Raw genomic sequence first — 23,988 nt, forward strand, 5'->3', positions numbered from 1 at the left:
GGCAGTTGCAAGCGGCAAGTTTTAAGCTGCAAGCAGCGTGGTGCGGGTCCGGTGCTTTTACTTGTAGCTTGGTGCTTGCCGCTTGAAACTGTTTTTGAAAAAATCCAACGCTGCTATTGACTTAGCATCGGTACCTGCGTAAATTTCGCGGCCTCAACGCAGCAAAGGGTGATTAGCTCAGCCGGGAGAGCGTCTGCCTTACAAGCAGAATGTCGGCGGTTCGATCCCGTCATCACCCACCATGTTTCTTGAGAGTCTTGCGAAAGCAAGATGGAAGCTGTCAAAAGCCTCCACCGACGCGCAGCGGTAGTTCAGTCGGTTAGAATACCGGCCTGTCACGCCGGGGGTCGCGGGTTCGAGTCCCGTCCGCTGCGCCATATTTTCCGAAGCAGGTTCGCCTGGTTCGAGATCCAAGCCTACGGGTTTTGATCAGACGAGTTAGATGGACGAAAGTCCACAGCGATACGCAGCGGTAGTTCAGTCGGTTAGAATACCGGCCTGTCACGCCGGGGGTCGCGGGTTCGAGTCCCGTCCGCTGCGCCATATCTGCTTCGAGGCCCACTGAACGCCTTGAAGCTAAGAAGAAAGCTGAAGAGCTTCTTCCAATCGATAGCAAAGACCCTGGTCGAAAGACCGGGGTTTTTTGTTTCCGGGATTTGAAGATTGGAACAGCCCCCTGTGGCGAGGGGAGCTTGCTCCCGCTGGGCTGCAAAGCAGCCCCTCGGTGAAATGGCGAACTCGCCTCAGAACCCCAACCGATCCCGCAACCCGTAATACCAAGCCCCCATCGCCGCAAACGGCGTGCGCAACAACTGACCGCCAGGGAAAGGGTAGTGGGGCAGGTCCGCAAACGCATCAAAACGCTCTGCCTGCCCACGCAGCGCCTCGGCCAGCACCTTGCCCGCCAAATGCGTATACGTCACGCCATGGCCGCTGCAGCCCTGCGAATAATAAATGTTATCCCCCAGCCGCCCGACCTGCGGAAGACGCGACAGCGTCAGCAGGAAATTTCCGGTCCAGGCGTAATCGATCTTCACATCCTTGAGTTGCGGAAACGCCTTGAGCATCTTCGGTCGAATGATCGCCTCGATGTTCGCTGGGTCCCTCGCGCCATACACCACGCCGCCACCGAAAATCAGACGCTTGTCGCCTGTCAGTCGGTAGTAGTCAAGCAGGTAGTTGCAGTCTTCGACACAATAATCCTGTGGCAACAGGCGATGAGCCAGTTCATCACCCAGTGGCTCGGTGGCGATCACCTGCGTACCGCAGGGCATCGACTTGGCTGCCAGCTCCGGCACCAGATTGCCCAGGTAAGCATTGCCCGCCACGATAATGAACTTGGCCCTGACCTTGCCCTGCGGCGTATGCACAACCGGACTGGCGCCACGCTCGATGCGCACTGCTGGCGACTGCTCGTAAATCACCCCGCCCAGCGACTCCACAGCCGCCGCTTCGCCCAACGCCAGATTGAGCGGATGAATATGCCCACCGCTCATGTCCAGCATGCCACCCACATACTCATCGCAAGCCACCACCTCGCGAATACGCCGCTGATCCAGCAGCTCCAGTTGCGTATGACCGAAACGCTCCCATAGACGCTTCTGCGACTCCAGGTGACCCATCTGTTTAGCAGTGAGGGCGGCGAACACACCGCCGTCCTTCAAATCGCACTGAATCTGATACTTCGCCACCCGCTCGCGAATGATCCGCCCACCCTCGAACGCCATATTGCCGAGCAACTGCGCCTGCTGCGGACCAACGCTGCGCTCGATCACATCGATGTCGCGGCTATAGCTGTTGACGATCTGACCGCCGTTGCGACCCGAAGCACCAAACCCAACCTTGGCTGCCTCAACGATCGTGACCTTGAAACCGTGCTCCAGCAAAAACAGCGCGGAAGACAACCCCGTATAGCCCGCACCGATCACGCACACATCGGTTTCGACATCATCCTGCAGGGCAGGGCGCGACGGCGCCGGATTGGCCGATGCGGCGTAATACGACGCTGGGTAGGATGTGTTCGCCATTCTGGAACCTCTGTTTTATATTTTTTACGAATGCGGCGATCCTACCCGAGATAAAAATCCGCCGCCAGCCACCCCTAAATCTTCGTTGTATCGGTGAAATTAAATATTTTGCATATTCATAGGGTTAGGTGAAAAAAAGGTGTTGACACCCCTCCGGAATTCCGTAAAATGCCGCCTCACAGCAGGCACGTAGCTCAGTTGGTTAGAGCACCACCTTGACATGGTGGGGGTCGTTGGTTCGAGTCCAATCGCGCCTACCAAACAAAATCCGCTCTGCTGGGCGGTCTAGAAGGGCTCACCGAAAGGTGGGCCCTTTTTTGTTGGGTGCGATTTTCAAAACTTTTTCAAAACTTTTGCAAAACCCCACCTCACAACGCCAATTCGGCACCCACCTCGACGTATTCAATCGTCTGCTCACCGTGTCCCTTCTGGTAGTGCTTCGTCATCTTTTCGTCAGCATGACCGAGCAGCGCCTGGATGTATTCCTGGGGGAAGTTCTGCTGCTCATAGAGCCACGCGCCTAAAGCGCGAATCTCATGAAAAGTAGGACGCTCTCCGGCTGGCATGTAGTCGTAGGCGTGCGCCTCGTCCCTGGCCTTGCTGAACTCCTTGGTCAGGTAGTCCGGCGTCACCGAGGTCCAGTGATCCTTCGCATTGATCTGCTCTCTGCGCCTCGCCTTGGGCTTGTAATGGATCAGGTAGGGGGAAGCTACGGGTGAGCGTAGGCACTCTCCTACAACCTCACGTAGGGCTGCGCCCATCTTGATTTTGAGGTGAACCGGATTGCTGTAACCCTGAGTTTTTCCGGGCGAAACGGTCAGCGTGTTTTCTTCCATGTTGGCGGCTGACTTCAGCCAGGTCACGATGTCCTCGCGCCGCTGGAGGCTGGTCAATGCTAGGCGAATAGCACGCTTTAACCACGGAGGCGTAGTTGCGGCGTTGATGATTGAGTTCAGTCCTTCGAGGGTGTGACGCTGACGCTTCTTCTCCGCCTCCTTTTTCACCAGGGTTAGCTCGGCCACATTTCGCTCTGCCAGGCCTTTAGCCACAGCGAAAGCAAATATCTGTATCCAGAGACCGCGGTGCTTTGTATAGGCGTTGTTGCTGAACTGGTCCAGGTATTCAGCCATGGCAAGCACGTCCATTTGCCCAATCAGGCGTTCGCCAAGGTCTCGCTGGTACCGCTGAAGCTTGAACTTGATTTCCTCCAGTGTGCGAGTTGCGTAGCCTTTGTCCTTAAGCCACTCGTCTTGGAAACGCTGCAGTAGGATGTTGATCGTCGGCAGGCGCTCGCCAGTCAATACGGTGAGTAGCGCGCCGTCGTCAACAACCAGCGCCGACAGCTTCAGATTGGCCGCCCGCGCTAGTTTTATTGCTTCCTCCAGAGGGCGATTGATGCTTGTAACCAGGCCGGTGATGGGATTGCGGTACCGCCAATATTTTCCGTTGGGGTAGAGGTTCGGCGGCAACTTTCTGTTTTTCAATATGCGTGGCCGAGCCGCCATCAACCAATCTCCATCATCTGTGCCAGCAGCGGGTCGTTTGCTCCCATGACTGCTGCCTGCAGGTCAACAAAGTACATCCCTCCCTTGATCTCCCCGACCACTTCTCCTTCCTCGATCCATCTTTTGAGCTGCTGCACGCTGGGTTTGCCGCCTGCGTACCGTAGTTTTCTGTACTCGCTCACCTCCATGAGGCGAGGGAGCTTTACTGTCATTTGGGCAATGATTTTTGCCATGATGATGCTCCATGCCGCGTGCAGCGGCGAAAGGTTGTGATGGTGAATTACTATTGCAAAGCGTCAAATTGGTAGCAGCTATCGAGGCTTGAGGGGCTGGCCATTAGCAGTTCAGCTGTATAAGGGCTCGACGTTTTTATCGGTCTGTTAATTCGGGATTCGAAATGAAGAAGTGCAGCATATGTAAGCGACCGCTAAATTCCCGGCCCGAGCTTTTGGACTGTGGAGGGGATTGCCTTGAATGCATGGCTCTATGTGGTGATCCAGACGCCCTTAGGGCGATGGAAGAAATTGCTCAAGCTCGGCGTGACGACAAACGACTCAGCGCCAACGTACCCCCGACCAATCCTCCAAACGCCTGATCTAGCTGGCCAGTATCAAGGTTGTCAGGCATGCCATTTCCCCTCCAGATTTGGTGGGCCAACATCAGTAGACGAAAACGAATGAGTTTCTTGGACAGCTGACCCTTGGCCGAGCGACTCCCATGCAAGTGGTGCCGCTTCGATGCCCTAGCAGAACGAGCCATAGCCTATTTACACCGGAGGTGGACCGGCAGGCGTGATATTGTCGGCAGGCGATTGCTAACGGCTATTTGGGAGTTTAGATGGTGGATAAAGGAAATAAACTTACGGTTTGGCTTTATTGTTCGGCGGCGTTTGCCCTGCTTGTGATTGTTGGTGTTGCAGGAAGGTACGTATCTGTATTTTCAACATATGTCCTTAATGATCAAGAGAAGTGGGGGCAGTTCGGTGATTATTTTGGCGGTGTATTGAATCCAATACTGTCATTTTTCGCTTTCATAGCATTGCTGGTGACTCTTCGGACCCAGTTGGCCGCCAATAAAGATGGTGAGCGTAGGCATGATGAGCAGCTTAGAGAACAGCGCCTTTTTCAATTGATCGGACTGATGAATGAGAATGCGTTGAACACGAAGCTTTTGACTGTTAAGTACGCTGGGCCAAAGGCAATACCTAGCGAGTACGTTTATGGCCATCAGGCTCAACATCATGCGGTTATGGCATTGCGGGATTCTCTCGCTAGAATTATCAGCATATGTTCCCAAATCGATGGCGTTGACATGGACGCCTTTCTCTCGGCTGAAGAGAAGTTCAAAAAGTGGCGAACGGACAAATGGCCCTCGATAGGGCTTTATGTTGATTCGGTTTTTCTGGTGTTGGATTTTCTCCTTAAGGAAGCAGCTAGTGATAGTTTCAAAAATTTTGCTATAAATACGTTGCGTGTACAGTTATCCGAAAGTGAGCGTTTATTAATATGGTACTCTGCGCTGTTTGTTGCTGAGTATTCGATTTATTTAAAACCGTTACTACTCTCGGGTTTCGTTGATGATCACAATGGTACGCTTGATGACAAGATAAAGCCGTGGCGACAAAAAATGATCGTTTGCAGCCACACATGGTCGAACTTAGAGCTCCAAAGACGCGTCAAGGAAAAAGAATCTGTCTGGAATGCTGTCGCTAGCAAGCCGTTCTAAGCGCGCCATGACCCGGCGCAAAAGCCGAACCAGAAGTGCCGCAGGTGTGCCATAGGCTTTAACGCCAGTAGCAGGCTCTGCGCTCCCTGTGTTGGATCGTCATTTGCGAAATTTGGTAAAGTGGCAGATTGATAGCTCTATTATTTGCCATCACTAACGCATGGAGCGCAATAGATGCGGCTTTTGCTGATTTCAACGAGTGCATTGTTCATGGTTGGTTGCTCTGGTCCAGGTGTTGTGCCTATGGGGCGCGACACTTACATGATCGCGAAGGATGGTAGCTTTACTGCCTTCAGTGGTGGGGCCGTAAAGGCGGAGCTATATCAGCAGGCGAATGGTTTCTGCGAGGGTAAGGGCAAGCAGCTGATGCCGCTGAAAGATTCATCCATAGACAAAGGTTACGGCCGCCATGCGAATGCCGAGGTGCAGTTCCGTTGTCTTGACGCAAACGATCCGGAGTTGCGTCGTCCGACCATGGAAACCGAGCCCAACATGAAGATCAAAATCGAGTAAAAGCCCCCTCCGTGACTGGTGGCGGTAATTTGGTTTGAGTTGGGGTATTACGGTTGATCGGCTTGGAGCCGGATCGAGGGGAAAGATGGCTCAGGAATTGGCAATGGTTACTGTCGGCATAATATCTGCCGTTTCCGTGTTGGCTGGCTCATCACTGACCTGGCTGCTCAACAACATCACGACTACTGAAACGGCGAAACGAGCTGAAAAGGCAGCGATCCGCCATCTGGTGGAAGGGCACTATCTTTCAGTTCTAACAGCCCTCGAAAGCTTCCTACGAACAGAAGAATTTGGACACGAAATCCACAACGAACTTTCGGCAATGAATGCAGCAGTGGATTTGTTCGCCGATGCAAAAGTCAAAGAAAGATTCCTATCTACTACAAAAACTATCAGCAACTTCCATGAAAAGGCAGAGCTTTTGTCGCCTAGACCGCAATCGCTTTTCCATGCAGGGGAGCATTTAATAAAGGAATGGAAGGCGATCTTGCTGGAAAAAGAAAATCTTGCCACTGCGATGCGTGATCATATGCGCAGACTGCAAAGTTTTATTCAATAGATTTTCCGCGAGGCGGCAAGACGATTTCCTCGTCAGGCTCTGGCGGATCATCGGCAAGCGACTTCATGGCAGCGGCCTCAATCAGTCGTGACACCTTTTCGGTAACAACAAAACGTGTCACCGCCTGATGCCGCATCTTGGCCTGGGACTCGAAGTATGCCCCGATCAGGTTCATCAGCAGCCGCTGGTGAACGTCCTGCTGGTTGTCGATGCCGTGGGCGTTTTGATCTGCTTCAGTTCCGATTCGAACACTCAGGCCATTTCAGTGCGCACGTCTGGATTCCCAACGTTATAGCCTTCGCTGCGGCTGGCGCGATTCGGAGATAAGGGCTATCACTTATCCGGACTCACACTGGCCGGAGGTCGATATGAGACTGCGAAACGACGTAGATGCGCTCGCGGCAATCGAGGAGGATGCAAGGGCGATGCTGAAATGGATGGGATTGCCTGACGATGCTCAGAAACTGGCGGTAGTCGTCTTTCTCCGCGAGATCATTGATCTGGCGGGCTACACCGAGTCGGCGGGGTTGGTTTCTGAGGTGCTGGACTTCAGCTGATACACGCACAGCTTGCCGGCGCTCGGTTGTGCTATTTGGGTTTGTGGGCTTCGGATACCTCGAGGTCACGGTTTAATTCAATGAGTTTACTTTTGTCCCTGAAAAGGGAGTAAAAGAAATGAAACCCTCTCAGGCCACGATGCTCATGTATACAAAGCAAAGAAGGAGGGTCTTCTGGGAGTGGGCTGATTGTGCACTTCATACTCGATGCCATGATGGCCTGCTACCAGGCGGCGGCCAGATCGATGTCCAGGTGCGCACCTCCCGCAACGGCGCAACCCAACTATTCATCGGGGCGTATGACGAAAAGGGCGCAATGCTTTTTGAGGAGTATTACAAAGAGCGATCATCGGAATCTATGACGGCAGCTCTGGCCTTTGGCGTAGCCCGTGCAATGCTTCTCACGGCCACGCGACTAGCTCCTCTCCCTTCTACCGCAAGACTCGGCGTCTACCGCAAGCTTTGAGGTTTCTAACTGACCGGCGGCCAGGCGGTGTGAACTATCTGAGACGCCATCACTCAACCGCCCGAGGAACGGCTGTTTCTCAATGGCGGTGAGTTCCGCTCAGGAGAAATACAATGTCTGGTATTGACGACTTTAGATTTAAGTCGCACCAGCTTCTAGTGGAGCTTGACGCAGCCACTATGGGAATGATGCAGCTAGTATCATCAAGGTGTGTTTCAGGTCCCGAGTGGGATGCCGCACACAAGAAGCAGCACGAGGCTTACGAAAGCTGGGATGCTTTTATGAACGCTCCGCTTATCGCCGATACGAACGACCTACCACCTGATATCTGAGCGTCGGTGCATCGATGAGAGAATTCCTCCAGGGGTAACTTGGATGAATTGTTCTATCGATCGTTACACGCGTCACCTCAACCGTAAGCTTCTCGATATCCAACGCAGCGGGCTTTTGCGCTGCTGGCGTAGATGTAAGGGCTGTCATCTATCTGAGCTCACACTGCCCGGCGGCCGATATTAGACTTCAAAGCGACGTAGACGCGCTCGCGGCAATAGAGGAAGACGCGAGGGCGCTGCTGGAATGGGTGGGGTTACCTGATAGCGCTCGGAAATTGGCCGAGGTCGTCTTCCTCCGCGAAATCATTGATCCGGCGACCTACACCGAATCTATGACTCTCTCACCCAATGGGTTTGATCTCGACTGATCCAGGCGCTCCGTGGAGATGGCGCTATGCTGGCATTTTTATAATGGGTGGGGTTGAATAGCCGATCCACGAATGGAGTACAGGACGGTTTATGCAGTTCAAGCGCGGCTTCAGCATCCTCGGTTTCGCTATGATTATCGCTATGGCGGCTGGGTGTAAGTCCTACACTGAGAAAGCAGCGGAAGGGCTAGCAGTCCAAACAAAGATGGCGACCAAGCGCTTATTTGCATGTTGGCGGTTCTCGAACTGAGCGCGGTGCCTGGCACTTCAATTGTGATTCCCCAAAAGTTGACGCCTGCTGCGGCTCCGCAGGTGGCCTGCAAAATTTGATGACAGAATGGAAACGGGGACAGACCATGATTATGCGACTGGCCGATTATAGACGGACCAAAATTGTGGTCTGTCCCCCTCGGTTCGCCCCTCGGTTCCAATCGCGCCTACCAAACAAAATCCGCTCTGCTAGCGGTCTAGAAGGGTCAACCGAGAGGTTGGCCCTTTTTTGCGTCTGGGGTTTGCATAGCTGCGACGTAGGAGGTTTCTGAAAATCTCTTCAAGGGCACTAATCTGACCCCAAACCCCTCGCCGGAGTTTTTTTATCGCGTTACGCTCTGAGCGTTTTCAGAAAAGAGGTTTGGTAAATCGGTGGATAGGCGTGTCGCTGGCTTTACTACCGGCTGCTCGCTGCCATGCATCGAGCCTTGATTTCACTGTATAGTATTTGAGCAATTCGATAGATTTGGTGACGTTATGACAGTAGCAGCTCAAAGCAAAGGCTCTTGGTCGGGGCCGACCATCGCCATGACTATGGTTGCGGCATGCTTGGTCATGACTGATCAAATGGCGCATGCGGAAGTAGTGCCAGCCAAACAGTCAACTGCAGCAGCGAAGCGGACCCAGGCGAATGTACAGGATCTTGTGAAAAGTGTTGTTGGCGAACTGCGCAAGCTCGAAACCGACATGAGTAAATACACCAGGATTTTGTGCGAGGCAGAGGTTCCGGAGCGCCATCTGGAAGACCACCCTTTTGGCTTAATAGCAGACAACCTGAGGTTTGTAGAGAAGAGGCTCCGTGAAGCCGGTACTCCGGTCGGGCACGAAAAAGAGTTCAATACGCTGCTTCGAGCTGTAGCGAAGGCGCGCTCGGTCGCGGCGATGAATGATTCCCTGATACGTCAACGCACGATCATCCCGAATGTCATCGAGAGCGATATCGACTTGGACGGCCTGAAAGCCCTGACGGCCCGCAACACGCAGCGTCTGATCGATCAAGTCGGATAGTGGCGATTCGAGTCGAAATCCATCCTGAATTGCGGGCTGATGTCGAGTTGGCACTCGCAGCTCATCCTTTTGCACTAGACCAGATAATTAAAGATTTTACCGTCTGCATGGATAGCAAAGGTCAGACACTTCCCAGTTACATGGGGTGTGATCAGCCATATCACGAGCCGGCAGCGGCTCGATCCGGCCAACTTCGCCATATTCATATCGCTCTACCACCCCAAACGTTCAGGGCCTCCGATCGGCAAGCCTACAGAAAATGCGACATAAAGCGGCCGCAGCTGGATGCCGCTTTGGTCTACGTACAGGGCGAGCTTTATGAAGACCGCTACATGATCCTGGCATTCTTGGCGCCGTATGCGCACGACAAGGCGAAGGTCGATGCCGTGATGACTAGGCTTGGGATACTGGCTAAACAATTCCGAGACGAAAACTGAATTATGATGAAAACCTGTTTGAGGACGCTCGGAGCTCGTCTCGCTAACAGTGTAGTGATCCCCGCCGCTTGGGTATCGGGGCTTGCGACGATAGGATTCGTGTGGGGCATGATAGAGTTTTCGTCCGGTAAGCTTACCGTCGAAGGACGTCAGCTCTTCCTGGCTTCTATTTCTATATTTTGCCTCTCCATATGGCATTTGATACGGCGCAAGCGGCGAGCAAAAGCACTTGTAGCATCCATCAACCTAAAAGAAGGTCTGAGCCTTGATGATACTCAGATGCTCGGTTATCCAAGCCCCCTGTTTTTTGTCTTTGACCTCTCCAGCAAGAAACTCGCTCAATGCCAAAGCGCCACCGGCGACTATCAAATTCAAGACTTCACGTGGGTAACAGGCTGGCAGTGTGAGTGGCAACAGATTGACAGCAAGGTATCGGGCGGCGTTCTTCAAATAGTCGAAGGGGCAGGCACGAGCGTTCCTGCCGACGAAATTCGGCGCAGATTCATAAGATTCTCTCTGGTTTTGACGGTTGCCGATACGAGTCATCCTCCCCTCCGTTTTCCAATGAACCGGAGCGCAGCTGAAGGGTGGTGTGCCCGGTGCGAGGTACTTTTCAAGTGCTGAGCGCGAAGCGTCAGAGCAGAAGATAACTGTCTTTAAAAACTGGCGACAGCGCTGAAATGAGAGCCCAAACGAGCGCCGCGAAAGGCATTGGCGCAAATTCCTACACGAATCTCAGAAGCCAGCACATTGCAGCATTTAGATTGCGCGGCCTATTGTCTCTCTGTCGCCAAGATAGCGACTCGGGTTTGGCGACTCGATTGAATGAAGCGCAGAAGCTCCTGCCCATTATCAATTGAAGGTACTCCCCATGACCCGATACATGCCCATCACCGGCATCGACTGCATCCCCGCAACCCTGCTCATCGACACCGAAGCGCCTCTAGACGTCCTTTTCGAAACGGCCGATTACCGCATCCGCACGGTGACCCAAGTCTTGGAAAATATCGCGTTTCGCTCTGACATCAGCTCAGACACGGTGGTGCTGACTGATTTTTGTAAATTGCTGACCACGTCATTGCGCGATGGTTGTGACGTCATGGATGTGATCGGGCGACGATTGCGAGCGCAGGTGGCGGAATAATGAAAATGGGCGACTAAATAGTCGCCCGTTTCATAAAGGGTGGAAAAAGGTTCAAGGAGGCAAGGCATGCATTCCGGTTAAAGCATGGTATGGGCAAAGAAGTTTGGCAGGCCAAAGAACAGGGCGCGAAGGAAAGGGGCAAATTGGACCCACTCTCAGGCTGGCGAATGTTCAGTTCCATGCCCAGGCTGCGCATGAAGATCAATACCTAGCGCATGAATGACCTTGAGCACGGTATCAAATCTCGGTTTTGATCCTGGTGCGAACGCCTTGTATAAGCTTTCTCGCCCCAAGCCGGAGTCTTTGGCGATCTGCGCCATGCCGCGGGCCTTGGCTACGTAACCAATCGCTCGAAGGAACTCTTCACTGTCACCGTCAGCCAACACCTGAGAAAGGTATTCACTGATTGCTTCATCGCTATCGAGCAGCGCGGCCATATCAAATGTCGTCAGGTTTTGGCTCATGTTCAAATCTCCTTTGCCAATTTTTTCGCTCGCCGAATATCAGCATTTTGTGAAGATTTGTCACCACCTGCCGGTAGCACGATGACCACTCCACCGCGCATGGTGAAATAGACTCTGTACCCAGCGCCTACGTCCACGCGCAACTCTAAAACCCCATCCCCGACCGCTTTTACATCACCCAAGTTGCCCGCCGCAGCTCGATCAATGCGGCGGGCGATAGCAATTTTTGCTCACAGGTCACGGACCGATGAATGCCAAGCGGAGAATGTCTGCGTTTGCTGGATGAGATAGTTCATGCGCTGACCGTATCCAGTCGGATACTGAAAGTCAAGATGCTGATGCGTAGCATCCTTCAATGTCCGGGACGATCACATATAGGGGCTGCGTTTGGCGCGCGCGATGATCCGTTTGGCAATTCGCCGTGAGCGGCCGGAAGAAGGCGGACAGGGTAGTGCTGGCGTTCCCTTTTTCACCTTTTTCTGCCTTTCTTCTCCCGCAATATTGAAGCCACCTCGGGAACACGACTGCCTACACTGGATTAGCCCACTATCAAAAGGAAATGGAATGCTCATCGTCTTCAGCGGCCTTCCCGGTACCGGAAAAACGACTATCGCCAATAATCTAGCCGTTAAGACGGGCGCCGTGTACCTGCGCGTCGATACGATTGAGCAGGCAATTCGAAACTCTGGCGCTCTTGCGCAGGACGTGGGACGCAGTGGTTACATGGTTGCCAATGAGCTTGCTTTGAATAATCTTCGTTTGGGCCATACCGTCATTGTTGATTGCGTCAATCCGGTCCTCGAAAGCCGAATCGCGTGGAGCGAAGTTGCCCTGCAAGCGGGTAGCCGACTGGAAAACATCTACGTGATTTGCTCCGATAAACATGAACATCGACGCCGGGTCGAAACAAGAACGGTCGATATTCCCGGGCTGACGCCACCCACCTGGCAGTCTGTAATGGATCATGAATATGAGCCATGGGATGAAGCTCCGTTTTGCATAGACACAGCCTTTGCCTCTCCGGCGCAAGCAGTCTCGATGATCATCAATCGATTCCCCTCCGGGAAGTAGCATCGGCTACGCACGAGCATCGAGAGCCAAGCTTGTAGACCTCGGATTCAAGCCTCGGCCTTTCGTTTCAAAGATCACCGATTTCCCGCAATCACCCCACGCATATACTGATTCAAATCCCGCAGATCCATAACGCTCCAAGCATGTGGCGGTAACCGTACCCCATTCTCTCGCAACGTCTTCGGAATCAAGTCGCCATTCGGACGAAGTATTATCGAGGACACGATAACGCCTGGATAATCACTCAGCCGCTTTTTGAAGGCGGACGTCGTGAGGTCAGGCGTGGGAGGGTTGCTTTTTCCAGCCAGTGGTCCCGTTGCCTTGAGGTCTGTTCCGTGACACATGGCACATCTCTGCAAATAGAGTTTTTCGCCGTTGACGTTATCTGCGAAGGAAGACGAAGGCTGTATGAGCGATAAGATTCCTAGCGCAGCAATGAGTAGCTTTCTCGCAATCGGCGAAAAAGTGCTCGGCAAGCATTTGCTCATGAGGACCGTCCATGGTTCGAAGGGGCCACAGGATGACGCATCTACCCGCTGGCTTGCAAAAATAGATACCCTCCATGCCGGACGCCCGCTAGCATGACGACGCTTCGTAGGAGACGGAGCGGTCCATTGCCATTAAAAAGGAGCGTCGTACTTTGAAAACCATTGACCGGATTTTGCTGGGACTGGGTCTGTTGATTCCTCTTTGGTTGTTCGCGGGTGTGGCGCTGACGTCGCTGGGCTATCCGGGTTATAGCCATCTCGACCAGGCGATGAGTATGTTGGGCGCGGTAGGGGCTCCCACGCATGGTTATTCGGCCTGGGTGAATAACTTTCCGCTGGGTGTGCTATTCGTACTGTTCGCGATAGGTTTGATACGCAACTTCGGGGGATCGCGCCTCGCCCTGTTCAGCGCCGTTTTAGTATTGCTCCATGGCTTGGCGAGCTTTGCTGCTGGCTATTTTTCCTGTGATCAGGGATGTGCGCTTAGCGCAGCCTTCAATTTCCCAGCAGGTTCATAACCTGGCGGGTTTGATCATGTTCGTCACGCTGGCGCTGGCCATTGTGTTGTGGACTTTCCTCGGCAAACGACTGTTGTCGTCACCTGGTTTCGGAAGGTTCTCGATGCTTTGCTTGATCCTGGCTGTCGTGACGGTCGCGATGATGTCCAAGGCATTCGCCGAAGGGCATGGATTTGGCCTGTACCAAAGGCTTAATTACGGGGTATGCGTCGTGTGGATTGCGGCCTTGGCATGGATCGCTCTTCGTGCTGAAGTGACCCCGGCAAGCGCCCGTTAATGGGCGGCTCATAACCGGTCTGCCCCGGCGGACATACTTGACCTCCATCTCACCGATTTTTGGATAGGGAAATCAATGAACAACTCCAAGCTTTCGATTGCACTGTCCTGTGCTGTTGCGCTTTTGATGTTGAGCGGATGCGCTGCTTCCGTCAAAAGCGGCGGGACAGAAACGCTGGTCATCCAAGAGTCAGCCAAGCAAAACCTGGTGGTGAACTTCCAGGGAAACAGCAAGGTTCAACAGAGCGAGGACTGGCCTCGCTTGAAACAGGAATGGCACGATGCACTGCAAGTCGAAGCGACTCGCGCCGGCTACAGCCTTGCGGAGGGCCAGGCTTCGAGTCCTGGGGGTAAAGAGGGGGTTGGCATCAAGATCAACGTGAGCAATTTCCGTTATCTGACGCCTGGCGCACGCTACGGTGCAGGAGTCATGGTGGGGAATGCGTGGGTCAACTCCAGCGCAGATTACTTGGACTTGAAATCAGGCCGCCTGATCGGCACCCGAACGTACGACACGTCGTCGTCTGCCTGGGAAGGCGTCATGTCGGCGATGACCAAGGAGCAGGTCGAGGCTATTTCCCAGAAAATCATCAGTGACATCAAGGGCGCAAAAGCCAAGTAAGGCGAGGAGCCCGGTTCGCTTTCAGTCTTTGTTCGGTTTTCTGGAAAAAAAGCGCCATGCCTTTTGGGGCGGCTTCGCCCGAAGCGTCGGACCGTCCCAGCGGGAGCAAGCTCCCTCGTCACGGGATTTTTTGTGTCGCGCCTCAGGCAGCCAAAGGCCAACCAACGCGCGCTGCACGGCGGAGGCTGGCCTTGACAACCAAGCGGTGAAACGGAGCAATAACAAAGAGGTAGGCCCGGCCCAGACGGTTGTGACAATGGACCACGGTTGAAAACACCAGTTGGCGATTGCCCTCTGGCTCTGCCTCTCCTGAACACAGGATCGATATCCGGAAGTCGAGGTGCTTGTCGTCCTCTCCCAAGACGATTTCGGTCTGGTTCGTGCTGTAGACCTTGAAGATTTGAATCCGATCAGCAAGCGTCGCCAGATGCCTGGCTGTCTTGAGACCAAAGCAGGCAGCGATGGTGTCTCGGACTTTCATGAGCCATCCGATCCAGGATGGTTGGTTGGAAAGGATGAATCGAGCCAGCGAATCTGGATCGCCGGATGTGCCCGCAGGTAGCCGAATCGCAAAAGCGTCCGCCAGGTTCATCGACTTGTAAAGGTGCGTGATGCCGGACCTTGAGGGGACTGGCACGGACGTGATGAGCTCAAATTTTCGGGGCATAGGGGATCTCTCCTGAGTGCTACTACCAATTAGACGACATGCCATGTCGCTTTTTTTGTTGGGCGGCGCCCATTTCTGCTTGTCGGATACTGAGCCCGATCAAGGCATCATAGAGTGCTTGTTGCCCCGCTGGCAGAACAGGGAGCAATGTCGCACGGCGCTTGTCGACATCGAACCAGGATTCGATCAACCATCCCACCAGATAGAGCGCCGAAAGGCATCCACCCGCGGTTGCCACATTCCCTTGGCATACAAGCGGCTGGTCCACGGATTCGAGTCCCAGGGCTTGCAAGCCCGATCGTGCATCCGGGTGCGTAGTTGCCCGGCCGCTGAGCAGCCCAAGCCGTTCGAGAATGAAAGCTCCAGCGCAGATGGAGCCGATTCGCTGGCGTCTGGGGGCAAGTTCGAACGATGGCAGGAAATCCGGGGCGGCCAGTGCGGCGGGTATCCCTTCCTTGCCGCTGACGAACAATACCGCGTCGGCGCTGTTGGCCTCGGAAAGCGGACCGTGCACTGAAACAGGCAGGCCATGGGCCGAACGCACGATAGCGCTGGAAGCCAATATTCGGACGTGCCAGTCTTTGGTGTTGCGGCCCAAGATGTCCCACATCAGGAATAGGTCGATATCCGTGAACTGGTCGAAAGCAACTAGAACGATTTTCTTCAAGGCGAGCTCCATCAAAACTGCTGGCGTATGAAACGCAACGGCCATCTTTGCCGGTATTCGCAAGGTATCAATCGGTTGCGCGCCATACACAGCCTGTATGGTGCGAAATAGGAGCGAAATAACGAATGGAAAAACTAACGCGTAACCATTGGATCGCGGCTGGTTTTGAGGCCCTCGACCAGGTAGGGCATATTGGCATTTCAGCCGAAAGTCTATCGCGCCGATTGAATGTGACGCGCGGATCGTTCTATCACCATTTCCATAATCGCGAAGATTTTGTTCGCACTTTGCTAACCGCCTGGGAAGAAGACTACACGGAGCGCATGCTCGCTTATGCGGGGGAGGGGCGTAGCGCGGGCGATACCTTGAAACGCTACTTGAGCATTGCCGCTGAGAAACAACCTGGCCGGGAAATTTCCATCCGCGCCTGGTCGCTGCACGATCCGTTGGTAGGCGAGTTCCAGCAGCGAGTTGACACAACACGACTCGACTTCGCGATACGAACGGGTCGCCGCTTCGCTCATCTGCCAGGCGAAGCAGAAGTGATTGGTCATGTGGCCCACCTGTGCCTGATTGGCGGACAACAATCAGGGTTGCGGCGTGATGCCGCTCGCTTCAACAGTTTCGTGCATCGAGCCTTTTCGCTTTTCGAAGGGGTCTTCCACTCGTCGCGGACATAGCACTTCCTATGTAAGCAAGCCCTCTCATACGTATGCGCAGAACTGCGCTCCAGACAGGAGAGGGATTATGGTGATTGATAATAACGGTCCGGAAGCGCCATATCCGGGGCCAGATGAGAAAGCGCCTGATACGGGCAAAGGACATGGTTCCGGTCTTGAGCAGGCTGAGTCTGAGCCAAAGCAGGGCACTGGCGAGAGGCCTGAAGATTGGAATCCGCCGCCTGGAAACCCCGGGTCCGACCAGGACGCCCAGACGAATCGTGGCAACGGTGGTGCGAAGTAGGCTTAGGCTGGCGCTGATTATTCACAGAGAGTCGGCCATCTGGGCTTGAGCGTGGCGCTCTGCGATGCTTAGGTGCACCGTCGGGTGCCTCGTGGTATGCCTGTAATGTGAAAGCGCCGACCCACCTTGAAGAAAGCATCAGTGAACATGCCAAAGAAACAACCAGACGACAAAACGACAGCCAGTGCTGCCGAAATCGAGCGATCTATCCTGGCGCTCAACAAGATGGCTGAGCGCCTGTGGGGAGATGGTCGGGAAGCCGAGGCACAGGCACTCTTAAAGGCGCTGGATGCGTTAAACCGCGCCCTTGACCGCATAAGGATAGGGGAAAGCCGTAGAGTGCTTCATTGAAGGCCCGGTTTGGTGCCGGGCTTGTTTGTGGTCAAGCGTGTGCTGCTCGTTCAAACACTTCGTCCGCCCACTGGTTCAGGCTTTTGCCAGCGGCTTGGGCTGCAATGGTAGCCGCGGCGTGCACTTCCGGGCGGATGCGCAGCATTACCTTCCCCGAAGCGGGCTTCTCTGGGCTGATACCTTGCTCGGCACAGTCCGCCAAATAATCCTCAATCGCGGCAGCAAATTCCGCTCGTAGCTCCGCCACTGAGTCGGCATGGAAGCTGATGATGTCACGGACGCCCAGGACCCGGCCGACAAAGATGTCGTCGCGCTCATCAAATTCAACTCGGGCTGTGTAACCCTTATAAGTCATGCTGTTCATAGCTCTACTCCTGCCCGCTGGAAAAATTCACGAGCCTCTTCTACCTGATATTTCTTGGCTTCCTTTCCGGGGTGCGGCCGATGACAGCGTCACTGGGCCTCTCGTAGCACGAGCTTGACCCGCGATCCTTGGCGTTCCAACACTTGACCGCCCAAATGAACGACTAAAGCCTCAATGTCAGCAAACACTACCGTCGCGCTGGTTGGCGTGTGGTAGATCGCTTCCCAAATTTTCCGGTGCCTGTTGTTCATTTTGCTCATGCTATCAAAAAAAGATAGCAGGATCCTACCAGTACTGTTCTCACCGAGGTTTGACGCAGGGACGGAATTTTCATTTCGGCATTTTTCCGAGGAAATAGCTCCGTCTCCATCTTCCATCCTGATGTGGCTCTCCGTGAAGTATCACCTTGTCCTGCAACAAACTTCTTTGATGGTGCTATCCAACTCAACCAACATTCCGCCCCAACACCCACTCACTAAAAGCCCGCACCTCCACCTGCCGCTCCCGCCCCGGCACGCACACCACCGTATACCGCGCCCCCGCCAAACGAACCTCAGGCCGGTAATCAATCAACTCCCCACGCGCAACCGCGTCGGCAACCAGCACATTGCTGGCAAGCACCAGCCCGTGCCCCGCGACCGCCGCCTGCAAGGCATGCTGTTCCTCGTCATAACGTCGAAAGCGCGCGTTCTCCAGCCAGCCCAGGGTGCCGGCCTTGGCGCACCATGCAGCCCAATCGACCGCGACATTTGCGCTGCTCAGCCATGGCACGTCGATGAGTTCGACGGGCGAGCCCGCTGTGGGCGGTTGCCAACCGGGTTGGCAATAAGCACCAAAGTATTCATCCAGTAGCGGTTGCTCGAACAGGTGAGGATCTGGCGCGAAGAGGGCCCGGATCGCCAGGTCGATGCTGGCGTCACGTTGTAGGTCGACCACGTCGTTGCTGCTGTGCAGCCTGACATCAATCTCCGGATGCAACCGATGAAAGTCTCCGAGCCGAGGTATCAGCCACAGGCTGGCGAACGCTGGCGTTGTGCTCACCACCAAGGACTGTGCGGTACACGACGGCACCAGCATTTGCAGGCCGTGTTGGATATCGAGCAGGGCGCGGTGCAGGTACGGCTGGAGGCGTTCGCCGTCAGCGCTCAGGCGCACGTTTTGGCTGGAGCGTTCGAACAGTCGCACGCCGAGAAACGCTTCGAGGCTTTTGACCTGATGGGAGATCGCCGCCGGGCTGACATTCAGTTCCTGGGCCGCCGCCTTGAAGCTACCCAGCCGTGCGGCGGATTCGAAGCCGCGCAACGCGGTAAGGGGCAGTTTGGCGAACATGGGCGGGAAGGTTACTCAGGTTGAGCGTGGCTCAATTTAGCTCAATTGAGCGTGAGCGCTCAACTTGCCAGGCTGTGGTTCCTTCTCGGTTCCTGGAGTCCATCGATGCAAGGTGCAGCTCGCAAAATTCTTCAGGCCATACTCTATGAGGCCGGTGGTGTGCTTTTTGTCGCGCCATCCCTTGCGCTCGTCTATGGGCAGGGCATGGCCTATTCGACCCTGCTGTCGCTGGTGATTTCTGCCGTTGCGCTGGCCTGGAACATGCTTTTCAACGGCCTGTTCGAATGGTGGGAGCGGCGTCAGCGCAGCCGCCATCGCAATTGGCAACGTCGACTGCTTCATTCCCTTGGATTCGAGGGCGGCTTGACGCTGATCCTGACGCCGGTGATTGGAGCCTGGTTGGGTATCAGCCTGTGGTTGGCGCTGGTGACGAACCTGGGCTTGTTTGTATTTTTCTTTTTTTACTCGCTGGTTTTTCAGTGGATATTCGATCGAGTGTTCGATGTTCCGCTTTCGGCGCAGGCGCGTTCTGATTGAACTGCCGGCGCGATGAACACGGCGGATTCCTAATCACTCGACCGTGCAAACCCAATGATGATCCTGCCGATAGGGTGCGCGGATAAACGCCACGTCGGATACCAGTACCATGCCGCGTTCTTGAAGTGCTTCGGTCAGTTGTACGAGTGTCTCTGCTTCGATAGTCATCGCTGTTACCTCGTCAGATTACTGCGTTCATAATTGTTGACCGAACGTCACGGCGGGTAATTCATTTTTTCTAACAGGCTTATCGAGGGGCGCGAATACCTACAAAAAAGCCCTACAGTCATGTAGGGCTTTTAGATTATTTTTTCAGTTGCCTGCGAACATCTTCGGCTCCTGCCCCAACGGCCTTGACCGCTGCCTTGAGTTCGTCTTCGGTTACGCCGAACTCTTTTGTCCAGTATCTCAGTTCCCACTCTTCGGAAGTGTTGATGCGGCTCCGGTCTCGCGGTCCGCGGTTGCTCAAGTCGTCAGCCATTTTCGAGCTCCTTGGAAGAAAGCCTGGTTATCCCAGGCGACTTCCAATAGACACTCAGGCTTGACGGTTTACGCCATTTTTATGCGCACTGACGATTAAACCCGTTATCAGAGACGCATGCCCTTGAGCGGATTCCAGTCTTGCTCGCCTTTGATTTCTTTCAAGTAGTAAGCGTAGTTGGTCATCAGCGCGTACATCATCGACATCGCGACGTTCAGGCCCATGCTCAAAGGTCGGGGGAAATCCATGCCGATAATGGCGAAGACCACGCTCAATACGATGTTGATCGCCAGGAAAGCCCCAAGCAGGGCCAGGTTTTTCTTCCAGAGTCCCAGGACAAACAGGTAGATCGGGCCGAAGAAAAACGCGATCACGTTGGCATTGATCAATATTTTTTTCTTGAAGTCCGGCAGCGTCTTGACGGCTTCCTTGTAGCGCGGGTCGTTGGGTGCGCCATAGGTTTCAAAGAAGTCAAAGCGTTCTTGCCATTTGGCGCTGTATTTGTCGGTGCTTTCCACGTGCTCGGGGGTGCTCATTTTTATCGTTCCTTGTTTTCCATGAAAGAATTCGTTCTCTCGAGAGGTCGCGCGACTTTGAAGCAGTTTTACTGTCCGCTTTATAAGCGTTCGCGCACGAAAATACCGCACTGGCTGTTTAGCTGACTCGCTGATCTGTGATGGGCATCACGGTAGATCCTGCGGACGCAGGCATGGCGCTTGGGGGAAGGCTAGAGAAGTTGAAGGCAGGCGAACGTGACGCGCCCGTTGTATAACGGGCGACAGGTTGATCAAATACCAGGGCAAACCGTCAAATCACGGCCTCGGCAAAAACATGCTCCGTCGCTATGGTCAAGAAGTGCAGCGGCATTTCATGTGTAGGCTGGGTGGACGGCATTTCAAAACTGCCCACTATCTGGCTTTGAAGCGCATTCAGCCGCATCGACTCTTCTTCCTTTAACTTTGCCATTCTCGCGTGGTTCGCTGCGATTTCGTTGAGAGTTGACACGGTACATCTCCGGTGGCTGACCAAGCGTTGAGAATTTGCTGCCGCGCCAGGAAGACGTCGTCCTGCGCTGCTACCACGGTCCGCTGCAAACCTTGAGCCAGACACGCCCGCGTGACGTTCGCGAAGTTTCAAAGGCGACCAGTGGCCGTCGAGGCCGGCAACGTTTCAACCATGCCTCAGAAATAAGTCACTGATAATACAAAACCAAGTCAATCAACCTGTGGCGCAGGGTGGCGGCGTTTTCGGGCAACAGTGGACCAGGTCGGGCCGGCGAATGACGTAAGCGTGATATGGAACTAATATCACCGTTAGTCTCTATATCTTTACAGGGGACATCCCCTTTTTGAGAGAACTGCCATGTTCAAATCGCGCTCGTTGATTGCTGCAGTCACCTGTTTCGCCTTGGCCGCGGGCCCTGGGATTGTTGTGGCGGACCCGGGTAACGGCAAGGGAAACGCTCAATTCGATCAAGGCCAGGGGCAAGGAGGCAAGGGCGGACAGGGAAATGCTGGCAATAAGGGTAACCAGGGCGGCCAGGGAAACTCCGGTAACAAGGGCAACCAGGGTGGCAAAGGCAACCAGGGCGGTGGCGATTGGCATAACGGCCCGAGCATCGATCGTGGCGGCATTCTTGGCGTGATTGGCGGTTATCGCGATTACTGGAGCCCGGGCCCGGCACTGCCGCCGGGTATCCAGAAGAACCTGGCCCGTGGCAAACCGCTCCCCCCTGGCATCGCCAAGAAGCTCGACGGGCGTTTGCTGGGGCGTTTGCCGCACTATGACGGTTATGAATGGCAGCAGGTTGGCACGGACTTGATTCTGGTGGCGATCGCCAGCGGTATCATCTATGAAGTGCTCAACGGTGCGTTCGACTGATCCGTTGTTCCAATGAAATGGCAGCTTGTGGGAGCGAGCTTGCTCGCGATGGCGTTGTATCAGTCACCTCATCATCGGCTGAACTGACGCTATCGCGAGCAAGCTCACCCCCACACAGGATTTGTGTCAGCTTTCAGATTGTCGCAGGCGCTTGTACAAGGTGTTGCGGCTGACTCCGAGGCGCCGCGCCAGGTGGGAAATGTTCCCGCCCACCGCCTGCAACTGGCGGTTCAGGTCCTCGGCATCGTTCAGGTCCACCGTCAGTGGCTCCGGCGTCTCCACCGGTTCCATTTCCAAGTCAACGAAGAAGTCGTCAGGAAGATGCTCCGGGCGGATCGGCTGCTCCTCGGCCATGGCCAGGGCAACTTGCAGCACACTGCTGACTTGCCGCAGATTGCCCGGCCAAGGATGTTGCTCGAACAACTCCAGGACTTCACGGCTCAGGCCAGCCCATTGGGTCGGCTCGCGGTGGTGTTCCCAAAGGCGTTTGAACAGCGCCTGCTTGTCGCTGCGTTCGCGCAGCGGCGGCAGCTCCAGGGTCAGGCCGCCGATGCGGTAGTACAGATCCTCACGAAACCGCCCCAGTTGCACCTGTTCACGCAGCGAGCGGTTGGTGGCGGAGATGATGCGGATGTCCACCGGGAACAGCTCGGCGCTGCCCACCGGTTGCACGCAACGCTCCTGCAACACACGGAGCAGCCGGGCCTGGGTCGGCAGCGGCATATCGCCGATTTCGTCGAGGAACAACGTGCCCCGGTCAGCCTTGCGGATCAGGCCAATGCTGCCCTTTTGATTGGCGCCGGTGAAGGCGCCTTTTTCATAGCCGAACAGTTCCGATTCCACCAGCTCGGCGGGAATCGCCGCGCAGTTGACCGCGATGAACGGTTGCTTGCAACGCGAACTGGCCTGGTGCAGCGCTTTGACGAACACTTCCTTGCCAACGCCGGTTTCTCCATGGATCAGCAGCGGAATATCTTTTTCAAGCAAGCGCTCAGCCTGGCGCACGGCTTTTTCCACGCGACTGTCGCCAAAGTGCAGAGAGTTGAGACTGATCCCGGTGTTGGCCGGCGCTGGCGTCGGCGAGGGCGTCGGTTCGGCGAAAATGCGTGGCTTGACCGAAAGCTGTTTCGGCCGCTTGAGCAGGCACTGGAAGCGATTGCGTCCGGACGCCTGCAAGGCGAACGGCAGGCCGTCGGGCTGGTTCAACAGCTCCATCAGCGAGACCTTGAACAGGCTTTCGATGCTCACCCGCGACAGGCTCAGGCCCAGCAGATTGTCGGCGCGGCGATTGGCCGACAGGATTTGACCGGTTTCATCGAAAATCAGCAGCCCGGCCCATTGGCTGTCGAGGTTGTTCAGCCCGGTGTTGAACGTCAGCTGGAAATGTTCACCGCGAAACAGGTTGAGGATCAGCCGGTTCTCCACGGTCTGGCTCATCATCTTGACCATGCCCAGGGTGTGGGAGGGCGGCAGGTAGCTGTCGCTGGAGACGTCCAGCACCGCGATGACCTTGCGTTCGGCGTCGAAGATCGGCGCCGCGGAACCGGTCATGAAGCGGTTGGCCTTGAGGAAGTGTTCATCATGTTCGATGTGCACGGCCTGCTCGCAGGCCAGCGCGGTGCCGATGGCGTTGGTCCCGGTGCAGCGCTCCATCCAGCTCGCGCCGGCTGCTGAAGCCATGGGCCAGTTTCGGGTCGATGAAGCGCTGGGTGCCCCAGGAGGTCAGGACCTGGCCTTGATGGTCGGCCAGCATGATCAGGCAATTGGAATTGCTCAGGATGTTCTCGTAGTACGGCAAGACTTCCTGGTGGGTGGTCTGCACCAGTGAATGCTGGCTCTCCAGCAACTGGGCGATGCCGTCGGCCGGTAGTTGATCGAACGCAGGCACGCTCTGGTGATTCAGGCCAAAGGCACGGCAACGGGACCAGGAAGCCTGGATGATGGCCTCGTGGGTCAAGGCAGGAGCAGGTGCGGCCATGGGGCACTCTCGCAGGAGCTGTTTTTATTGTTGTGGCAAGTCTCGCACAGGTTCCTTGTGCTGGGGCAGGCCTGAATATCACTTCATATACAGATCCTGTGGGAGCGAGCTTGCTCGCGATGGCGGTGTGTCAGTCACATCAATGCAACTGATCCACCGCCATCGCGAGCAAGCTCGCTCCCACAAGGGATATCGTCAGGCCGGCAGATAGCGTTCTTTCAGTGTTGTTCAAAATTGTTCATTGTCAACCGGCTGGTTGTTCAGTTGTTCATTCCTGATTGTTCACTTGTGTTCACCAACGAACGTCTTTTCCCAAGGAATCAGGGTAAATATCAACCTGATCAATAGGTTGCGATTTCTGGCACGGCTTTCGCTTTTGTATTCGGGTCGCTTGACTCCAAATAATAAAAAGGCCGAGCC

30 protein-coding genes, 4 tRNA genes and 3 pseudogenes are annotated in these 23,988 nt (G+C 55.0%); 20 read left to right on the forward strand and 17 right to left on the reverse strand.

Translation table 11 applies throughout. The annotated features are described in order from the left end of the window. The first annotated feature begins 166 nt into the window (after positions 1 to 166). From AB4N42_RS12865 to AB4N42_RS12875, 3 genes are all read left to right on the forward strand, one after another. Positions 167 to 242, forward strand: a tRNA-Val gene (locus AB4N42_RS12865). A gap of 58 nt (positions 243 to 300) precedes the next feature. Beyond that, positions 301 to 377 (forward strand) — tRNA-Asp (locus tag AB4N42_RS12870). A gap of 89 nt (positions 378 to 466) precedes the next feature. Further along, positions 467 to 543, forward strand: a tRNA-Asp gene (locus AB4N42_RS12875). 200 nt (positions 544 to 743) lie between these two features. On the opposite strand, the gene AB4N42_RS12880 is transcribed toward AB4N42_RS12875, so the two are convergent. Beyond that, on the reverse strand, positions 744 to 2,027 hold the full coding sequence (locus AB4N42_RS12880) for an NAD(P)/FAD-dependent oxidoreductase (protein ID WP_258647982.1): 1,284 nt from the start codon (positions 2,025 to 2,027) through the stop codon (positions 744 to 746). Positions 2,028 to 2,210: 183 nt separating this feature from the next. On the opposite strand from AB4N42_RS12880, the gene AB4N42_RS12885 reads away from it, so the two are divergent. Then, positions 2,211 to 2,287: transfer RNA gene (locus tag AB4N42_RS12885), tRNA-Val, on the forward strand. Positions 2,288 to 2,395: 108 nt separating this feature from the next. Here the strand turns inward: AB4N42_RS12885 and AB4N42_RS12890 are convergent. Both AB4N42_RS12890 and AB4N42_RS12895 read right to left on the reverse strand, forming a co-directional pair. After that, positions 2,396 to 3,532 (reverse strand): tyrosine-type recombinase/integrase, encoded by a 1,137-nt coding sequence (locus AB4N42_RS12890; RefSeq protein ID WP_431144924.1) that lies wholly within the window; start codon positions 3,530 to 3,532, stop codon positions 2,396 to 2,398. Continuing rightward, a complete protein-coding gene (locus AB4N42_RS12895; protein WP_431144926.1) occupies positions 3,532 to 3,765 on the reverse strand; it encodes a hypothetical protein in 234 nt (77 codons plus the stop codon). Before AB4N42_RS12895 ends, AB4N42_RS12890 begins: the two co-directional genes overlap by 1 nt. A gap of 604 nt (positions 3,766 to 4,369) precedes the next feature. On the opposite strand from AB4N42_RS12895, the gene AB4N42_RS12900 reads away from it, so the two are divergent. The 3 genes from AB4N42_RS12900 to AB4N42_RS12910 all read left to right on the forward strand — a co-directional run bounded on the left by AB4N42_RS12900 (position 4,370) and on the right by AB4N42_RS12910 (position 6,329). After that, on the forward strand, positions 4,370 to 5,257 hold the full coding sequence (locus AB4N42_RS12900; RefSeq protein WP_431144928.1) for a hypothetical protein: 888 nt from the start codon (positions 4,370 to 4,372) through the stop codon (positions 5,255 to 5,257). Positions 5,258 to 5,431: 174 nt separating this feature from the next. Next, a complete protein-coding gene (locus AB4N42_RS12905; RefSeq protein ID WP_431144929.1) occupies positions 5,432 to 5,770 on the forward strand; it encodes a hypothetical protein in 339 nt (112 codons plus the stop codon). Positions 5,771 to 5,855: 85 nt separating this feature from the next. Next, on the forward strand, positions 5,856 to 6,329 hold the full coding sequence (locus tag AB4N42_RS12910; RefSeq protein WP_431144930.1) for a hypothetical protein: 474 nt from the start codon (positions 5,856 to 5,858) through the stop codon (positions 6,327 to 6,329). On the opposite strand, the gene AB4N42_RS12915 is transcribed toward AB4N42_RS12910, so the two are convergent. Then, entirely contained in the window at positions 6,319 to 6,504 is a 186-nt protein-coding gene (locus tag AB4N42_RS12915; RefSeq protein WP_431144932.1) for a hypothetical protein, read from the reverse strand. The genes AB4N42_RS12910 and AB4N42_RS12915 overlap by 11 nt on opposite strands. A gap of 193 nt (positions 6,505 to 6,697) precedes the next feature. Between AB4N42_RS12915 and AB4N42_RS12920 the strand changes: the two genes are divergently transcribed. The 5 genes from AB4N42_RS12920 to AB4N42_RS12940 all read left to right on the forward strand — a co-directional run bounded on the left by AB4N42_RS12920 (position 6,698) and on the right by AB4N42_RS12940 (position 9,767). Beyond that, complete coding sequence (locus AB4N42_RS12920) at positions 6,698 to 6,886, forward strand: hypothetical protein (protein WP_431144934.1); 189 nt, start codon at positions 6,698 to 6,700, stop codon at positions 6,884 to 6,886. Between the two features lie 145 nt (positions 6,887 to 7,031). Next, positions 7,032 to 7,352 carry a hypothetical protein gene (locus tag AB4N42_RS12925; RefSeq protein ID WP_431147484.1) on the forward strand — a complete coding sequence of 107 codons (321 nt, stop codon included), beginning with the start codon at positions 7,032 to 7,034 and terminating at the stop codon, positions 7,350 to 7,352. 113 nt (positions 7,353 to 7,465) lie between these two features. Continuing rightward, complete coding sequence (locus AB4N42_RS12930; RefSeq protein WP_431144936.1) at positions 7,466 to 7,684, forward strand: hypothetical protein; 219 nt, start codon at positions 7,466 to 7,468, stop codon at positions 7,682 to 7,684. A gap of 1,193 nt (positions 7,685 to 8,877) precedes the next feature. After that, positions 8,878 to 9,330: a hypothetical protein gene (locus AB4N42_RS12935; RefSeq protein ID WP_217859964.1), complete on the forward strand. Its 453-nt coding sequence runs from the start codon at positions 8,878 to 8,880 to the stop codon at positions 9,328 to 9,330. Beyond that, positions 9,330 to 9,767, forward strand: coding sequence for a type II toxin-antitoxin system YafO family toxin (locus tag AB4N42_RS12940; protein ID WP_258647981.1), 438 nt, complete (start codon positions 9,330 to 9,332; stop codon positions 9,765 to 9,767). Before AB4N42_RS12935 ends, AB4N42_RS12940 begins: the two co-directional genes overlap by 1 nt. A 246-nt stretch (positions 9,768 to 10,013) precedes the next feature. On the opposite strand, the gene AB4N42_RS12945 is transcribed toward AB4N42_RS12940, so the two are convergent. Next, a complete protein-coding gene (locus tag AB4N42_RS12945; RefSeq protein WP_258647979.1) occupies positions 10,014 to 10,313 on the reverse strand; it encodes a hypothetical protein in 300 nt (99 codons plus the stop codon). A 325-nt stretch (positions 10,314 to 10,638) separates the two neighbouring features. On the opposite strand from AB4N42_RS12945, the gene AB4N42_RS12950 reads away from it, so the two are divergent. After that, positions 10,639 to 10,911 carry a hypothetical protein gene (locus AB4N42_RS12950; protein WP_018610855.1) on the forward strand — a complete coding sequence of 91 codons (273 nt, stop codon included), beginning with the start codon at positions 10,639 to 10,641 and terminating at the stop codon, positions 10,909 to 10,911. Between the two features lie 155 nt (positions 10,912 to 11,066). Here the strand turns inward: AB4N42_RS12950 and AB4N42_RS12955 are convergent, their stop codons facing one another. Both AB4N42_RS12955 and AB4N42_RS12960 read right to left on the reverse strand, forming a co-directional pair. After that, positions 11,067 to 11,375: an addiction module antidote protein gene (locus tag AB4N42_RS12955; RefSeq protein ID WP_258647978.1), complete on the reverse strand. Its 309-nt coding sequence runs from the start codon at positions 11,373 to 11,375 to the stop codon at positions 11,067 to 11,069. 2 nt (positions 11,376 to 11,377) lie between these two features. Further along, positions 11,378 to 11,671, reverse strand: a pseudogene (locus AB4N42_RS12960) (type II toxin-antitoxin system RelE/ParE family toxin). 268 nt (positions 11,672 to 11,939) lie between these two features. Here AB4N42_RS12960 and AB4N42_RS12965 point away from each other — a divergent pair. Next, entirely contained in the window at positions 11,940 to 12,446 is a 507-nt protein-coding gene (locus AB4N42_RS12965) for a P-loop nucleotide/nucleoside kinase family protein (RefSeq protein WP_258647977.1), read from the forward strand. A gap of 74 nt (positions 12,447 to 12,520) precedes the next feature. On the opposite strand, the gene AB4N42_RS12970 is transcribed toward AB4N42_RS12965, so the two are convergent. After that, positions 12,521 to 12,934 (reverse strand): c-type cytochrome, encoded by a 414-nt coding sequence (locus AB4N42_RS12970; protein ID WP_080628503.1) that lies wholly within the window; start codon positions 12,932 to 12,934, stop codon positions 12,521 to 12,523. Between the two features lie 152 nt (positions 12,935 to 13,086). Here AB4N42_RS12970 and AB4N42_RS12975 point away from each other — a divergent pair. Together AB4N42_RS12975 and AB4N42_RS12980 are read left to right on the forward strand one after the other, a co-directional pair. Next, positions 13,087 to 13,729: pseudogene (locus AB4N42_RS12975) on the forward strand (DUF998 domain-containing protein). Positions 13,730 to 13,804: 75 nt separating this feature from the next. Next, positions 13,805 to 14,350 (forward strand): hypothetical protein, encoded by a 546-nt coding sequence (locus AB4N42_RS12980; protein ID WP_460116276.1) that lies wholly within the window; start codon positions 13,805 to 13,807, stop codon positions 14,348 to 14,350. Positions 14,351 to 14,492: 142 nt separating this feature from the next. On the opposite strand, the gene AB4N42_RS12985 is transcribed toward AB4N42_RS12980, so the two are convergent. Both AB4N42_RS12985 and AB4N42_RS12990 read right to left on the reverse strand, forming a co-directional pair. Continuing rightward, complete coding sequence (locus AB4N42_RS12985) at positions 14,493 to 15,017, reverse strand: DUF2867 domain-containing protein (RefSeq protein ID WP_030138072.1); 525 nt, start codon at positions 15,015 to 15,017, stop codon at positions 14,493 to 14,495. Positions 15,018 to 15,039: 22 nt separating this feature from the next. Next, a complete protein-coding gene (locus AB4N42_RS12990) occupies positions 15,040 to 15,684 on the reverse strand; it encodes a DJ-1/PfpI family protein (protein WP_217859959.1) in 645 nt (214 codons plus the stop codon). A gap of 125 nt (positions 15,685 to 15,809) precedes the next feature. Between AB4N42_RS12990 and AB4N42_RS12995 the strand changes: the two genes are divergently transcribed. Both AB4N42_RS12995 and AB4N42_RS13000 read left to right on the forward strand, forming a co-directional pair. Then, positions 15,810 to 16,364 carry a TetR/AcrR family transcriptional regulator gene (locus AB4N42_RS12995; RefSeq protein ID WP_460116278.1) on the forward strand — a complete coding sequence of 185 codons (555 nt, stop codon included), beginning with the start codon at positions 15,810 to 15,812 and terminating at the stop codon, positions 16,362 to 16,364. Between the two features lie 430 nt (positions 16,365 to 16,794). Then, a complete protein-coding gene (locus AB4N42_RS13000; protein ID WP_030138076.1) occupies positions 16,795 to 16,998 on the forward strand; it encodes a hypothetical protein in 204 nt (67 codons plus the stop codon). A gap of 31 nt (positions 16,999 to 17,029) precedes the next feature. On the opposite strand, the gene AB4N42_RS13005 is transcribed toward AB4N42_RS13000, so the two are convergent. Beyond that, entirely contained in the window at positions 17,030 to 17,362 is a 333-nt protein-coding gene (locus AB4N42_RS13005) for a type II toxin-antitoxin system HicB family antitoxin (protein ID WP_030138077.1), read from the reverse strand. Between the two features lie 444 nt (positions 17,363 to 17,806). Continuing rightward, positions 17,807 to 18,691 carry a LysR substrate-binding domain-containing protein gene (locus AB4N42_RS13010; RefSeq protein WP_030138078.1) on the reverse strand — a complete coding sequence of 295 codons (885 nt, stop codon included), beginning with the start codon at positions 18,689 to 18,691 and terminating at the stop codon, positions 17,807 to 17,809. 105 nt (positions 18,692 to 18,796) lie between these two features. Between AB4N42_RS13010 and AB4N42_RS13015 the strand changes: the two genes are divergently transcribed. Then, entirely contained in the window at positions 18,797 to 19,228 is a 432-nt protein-coding gene (locus AB4N42_RS13015) for a PACE efflux transporter (protein WP_030138079.1), read from the forward strand. A gap of 33 nt (positions 19,229 to 19,261) precedes the next feature. Here AB4N42_RS13015 and AB4N42_RS13020 read toward each other — a convergent pair whose 3' ends face one another. The 4 genes from AB4N42_RS13020 to AB4N42_RS13035 form a co-directional block, all read right to left on the reverse strand. Then, positions 19,262 to 19,396, reverse strand: coding sequence for a hypothetical protein (locus AB4N42_RS13020; protein WP_258647972.1), 135 nt, complete (start codon positions 19,394 to 19,396; stop codon positions 19,262 to 19,264). Positions 19,397 to 19,532: 136 nt separating this feature from the next. After that, positions 19,533 to 19,709, reverse strand: a complete 177-nt coding sequence (locus AB4N42_RS13025) for a DUF3606 domain-containing protein (RefSeq protein ID WP_080628505.1) — start codon at positions 19,707 to 19,709, stop codon at positions 19,533 to 19,535. A 107-nt stretch (positions 19,710 to 19,816) separates the two neighbouring features. Continuing rightward, complete coding sequence (locus tag AB4N42_RS13030) at positions 19,817 to 20,245, reverse strand: DUF2628 domain-containing protein (protein WP_198795983.1); 429 nt, start codon at positions 20,243 to 20,245, stop codon at positions 19,817 to 19,819. 271 nt (positions 20,246 to 20,516) lie between these two features. After that, on the reverse strand, positions 20,517 to 20,714 hold the full coding sequence (locus AB4N42_RS13035) for a hypothetical protein (RefSeq protein WP_198795984.1): 198 nt from the start codon (positions 20,712 to 20,714) through the stop codon (positions 20,517 to 20,519). 357 nt (positions 20,715 to 21,071) lie between these two features. On the opposite strand from AB4N42_RS13035, the gene AB4N42_RS13040 reads away from it, so the two are divergent. Continuing rightward, a complete protein-coding gene (locus AB4N42_RS13040; protein WP_407683371.1) occupies positions 21,072 to 21,590 on the forward strand; it encodes an anti-virulence regulator CigR family protein in 519 nt (172 codons plus the stop codon). A gap of 126 nt (positions 21,591 to 21,716) precedes the next feature. On the opposite strand, the pseudogene AB4N42_RS13045 reads toward AB4N42_RS13040, so the two are convergent. Further along, positions 21,717 to 23,568: pseudogene (locus AB4N42_RS13045) on the reverse strand (sigma-54-dependent Fis family transcriptional regulator). Positions 23,569 to 23,988: the final 420 nt, after the last annotated feature.

Source organism: Pseudomonas sp. H2_D02 (genome assembly GCF_054677635.1).

What these genes read in the sequence shown, in the direction of transcription:
- AB4N42_RS12880 (WP_258647982.1), bottom strand. Translation starts at nt 2,027, where the DNA reads ATGGCGAACACATCCTACCCAGCGTCGTATTACGCCGCATCGGCCAAT.
- AB4N42_RS12890 (WP_431144924.1), bottom strand. Translation starts at nt 3,532, where the DNA reads ATGGCGGCTCGGCCACGCATATTGAAAAACAGAAAGTTGCCGCCGAAC.
- AB4N42_RS12895 (WP_431144926.1), bottom strand. Translation starts at nt 3,765, where the DNA reads ATGGCAAAAATCATTGCCCAAATGACAGTAAAGCTCCCTCGCCTCATG.
- AB4N42_RS12900 (WP_431144928.1), top strand. Translation starts at nt 4,370, where the DNA reads ATGGTGGATAAAGGAAATAAACTTACGGTTTGGCTTTATTGTTCGGCG.
- AB4N42_RS12905 (WP_431144929.1), top strand. Translation starts at nt 5,432, where the DNA reads ATGCGGCTTTTGCTGATTTCAACGAGTGCATTGTTCATGGTTGGTTGC.
- AB4N42_RS12910 (WP_431144930.1), top strand. Translation starts at nt 5,856, where the DNA reads ATGGCTCAGGAATTGGCAATGGTTACTGTCGGCATAATATCTGCCGTT.
- AB4N42_RS12915 (WP_431144932.1), bottom strand. Translation starts at nt 6,504, where the DNA reads ATGAACCTGATCGGGGCATACTTCGAGTCCCAGGCCAAGATGCGGCAT.
- AB4N42_RS12920 (WP_431144934.1), top strand. Translation starts at nt 6,698, where the DNA reads ATGAGACTGCGAAACGACGTAGATGCGCTCGCGGCAATCGAGGAGGAT.
- AB4N42_RS12925 (WP_431147484.1), top strand. Translation starts at nt 7,032, where the DNA reads ATGTATACAAAGCAAAGAAGGAGGGTCTTCTGGGAGTGGGCTGATTGT.
- AB4N42_RS12930 (WP_431144936.1), top strand. Translation starts at nt 7,466, where the DNA reads ATGTCTGGTATTGACGACTTTAGATTTAAGTCGCACCAGCTTCTAGTG.
- AB4N42_RS12935 (WP_217859964.1), top strand. Translation starts at nt 8,878, where the DNA reads ATGACTGATCAAATGGCGCATGCGGAAGTAGTGCCAGCCAAACAGTCA.
- AB4N42_RS12945 (WP_258647979.1), bottom strand. Translation starts at nt 10,313, where the DNA reads ATGACTCGTATCGGCAACCGTCAAAACCAGAGAGAATCTTATGAATCT.
- AB4N42_RS12950 (WP_018610855.1), top strand. Translation starts at nt 10,639, where the DNA reads ATGACCCGATACATGCCCATCACCGGCATCGACTGCATCCCCGCAACC.
- AB4N42_RS12955 (WP_258647978.1), bottom strand. Translation starts at nt 11,375, where the DNA reads ATGAGCCAAAACCTGACGACATTTGATATGGCCGCGCTGCTCGATAGC.
- AB4N42_RS12965 (WP_258647977.1), top strand. Translation starts at nt 11,940, where the DNA reads ATGCTCATCGTCTTCAGCGGCCTTCCCGGTACCGGAAAAACGACTATC.
- AB4N42_RS12970 (WP_080628503.1), bottom strand. Translation starts at nt 12,934, where the DNA reads ATGAGCAAATGCTTGCCGAGCACTTTTTCGCCGATTGCGAGAAAGCTA.
- AB4N42_RS12980 (WP_460116276.1), top strand. Translation starts at nt 13,805, where the DNA reads ATGAACAACTCCAAGCTTTCGATTGCACTGTCCTGTGCTGTTGCGCTT.
- AB4N42_RS12985 (WP_030138072.1), bottom strand. Translation starts at nt 15,017, where the DNA reads ATGCCCCGAAAATTTGAGCTCATCACGTCCGTGCCAGTCCCCTCAAGG.
- AB4N42_RS12995 (WP_460116278.1), top strand. Translation starts at nt 15,810, where the DNA reads ATGGAAAAACTAACGCGTAACCATTGGATCGCGGCTGGTTTTGAGGCC.
- AB4N42_RS13000 (WP_030138076.1), top strand. Translation starts at nt 16,795, where the DNA reads ATGCCAAAGAAACAACCAGACGACAAAACGACAGCCAGTGCTGCCGAA.
- AB4N42_RS13005 (WP_030138077.1), bottom strand. Translation starts at nt 17,362, where the DNA reads ATGAACAGCATGACTTATAAGGGTTACACAGCCCGAGTTGAATTTGAT.
- AB4N42_RS13010 (WP_030138078.1), bottom strand. Translation starts at nt 18,691, where the DNA reads ATGTTCGCCAAACTGCCCCTTACCGCGTTGCGCGGCTTCGAATCCGCC.
- AB4N42_RS13015 (WP_030138079.1), top strand. Translation starts at nt 18,797, where the DNA reads ATGCAAGGTGCAGCTCGCAAAATTCTTCAGGCCATACTCTATGAGGCC.
- AB4N42_RS13020 (WP_258647972.1), bottom strand. Translation starts at nt 19,396, where the DNA reads ATGACTATCGAAGCAGAGACACTCGTACAACTGACCGAAGCACTTCAA.
- AB4N42_RS13025 (WP_080628505.1), bottom strand. Translation starts at nt 19,709, where the DNA reads ATGGCTGACGACTTGAGCAACCGCGGACCGCGAGACCGGAGCCGCATC.
- AB4N42_RS13030 (WP_198795983.1), bottom strand. Translation starts at nt 20,245, where the DNA reads ATGAGCACCCCCGAGCACGTGGAAAGCACCGACAAATACAGCGCCAAA.
- AB4N42_RS13040 (WP_407683371.1), top strand. Translation starts at nt 21,072, where the DNA reads ATGTTCAAATCGCGCTCGTTGATTGCTGCAGTCACCTGTTTCGCCTTG.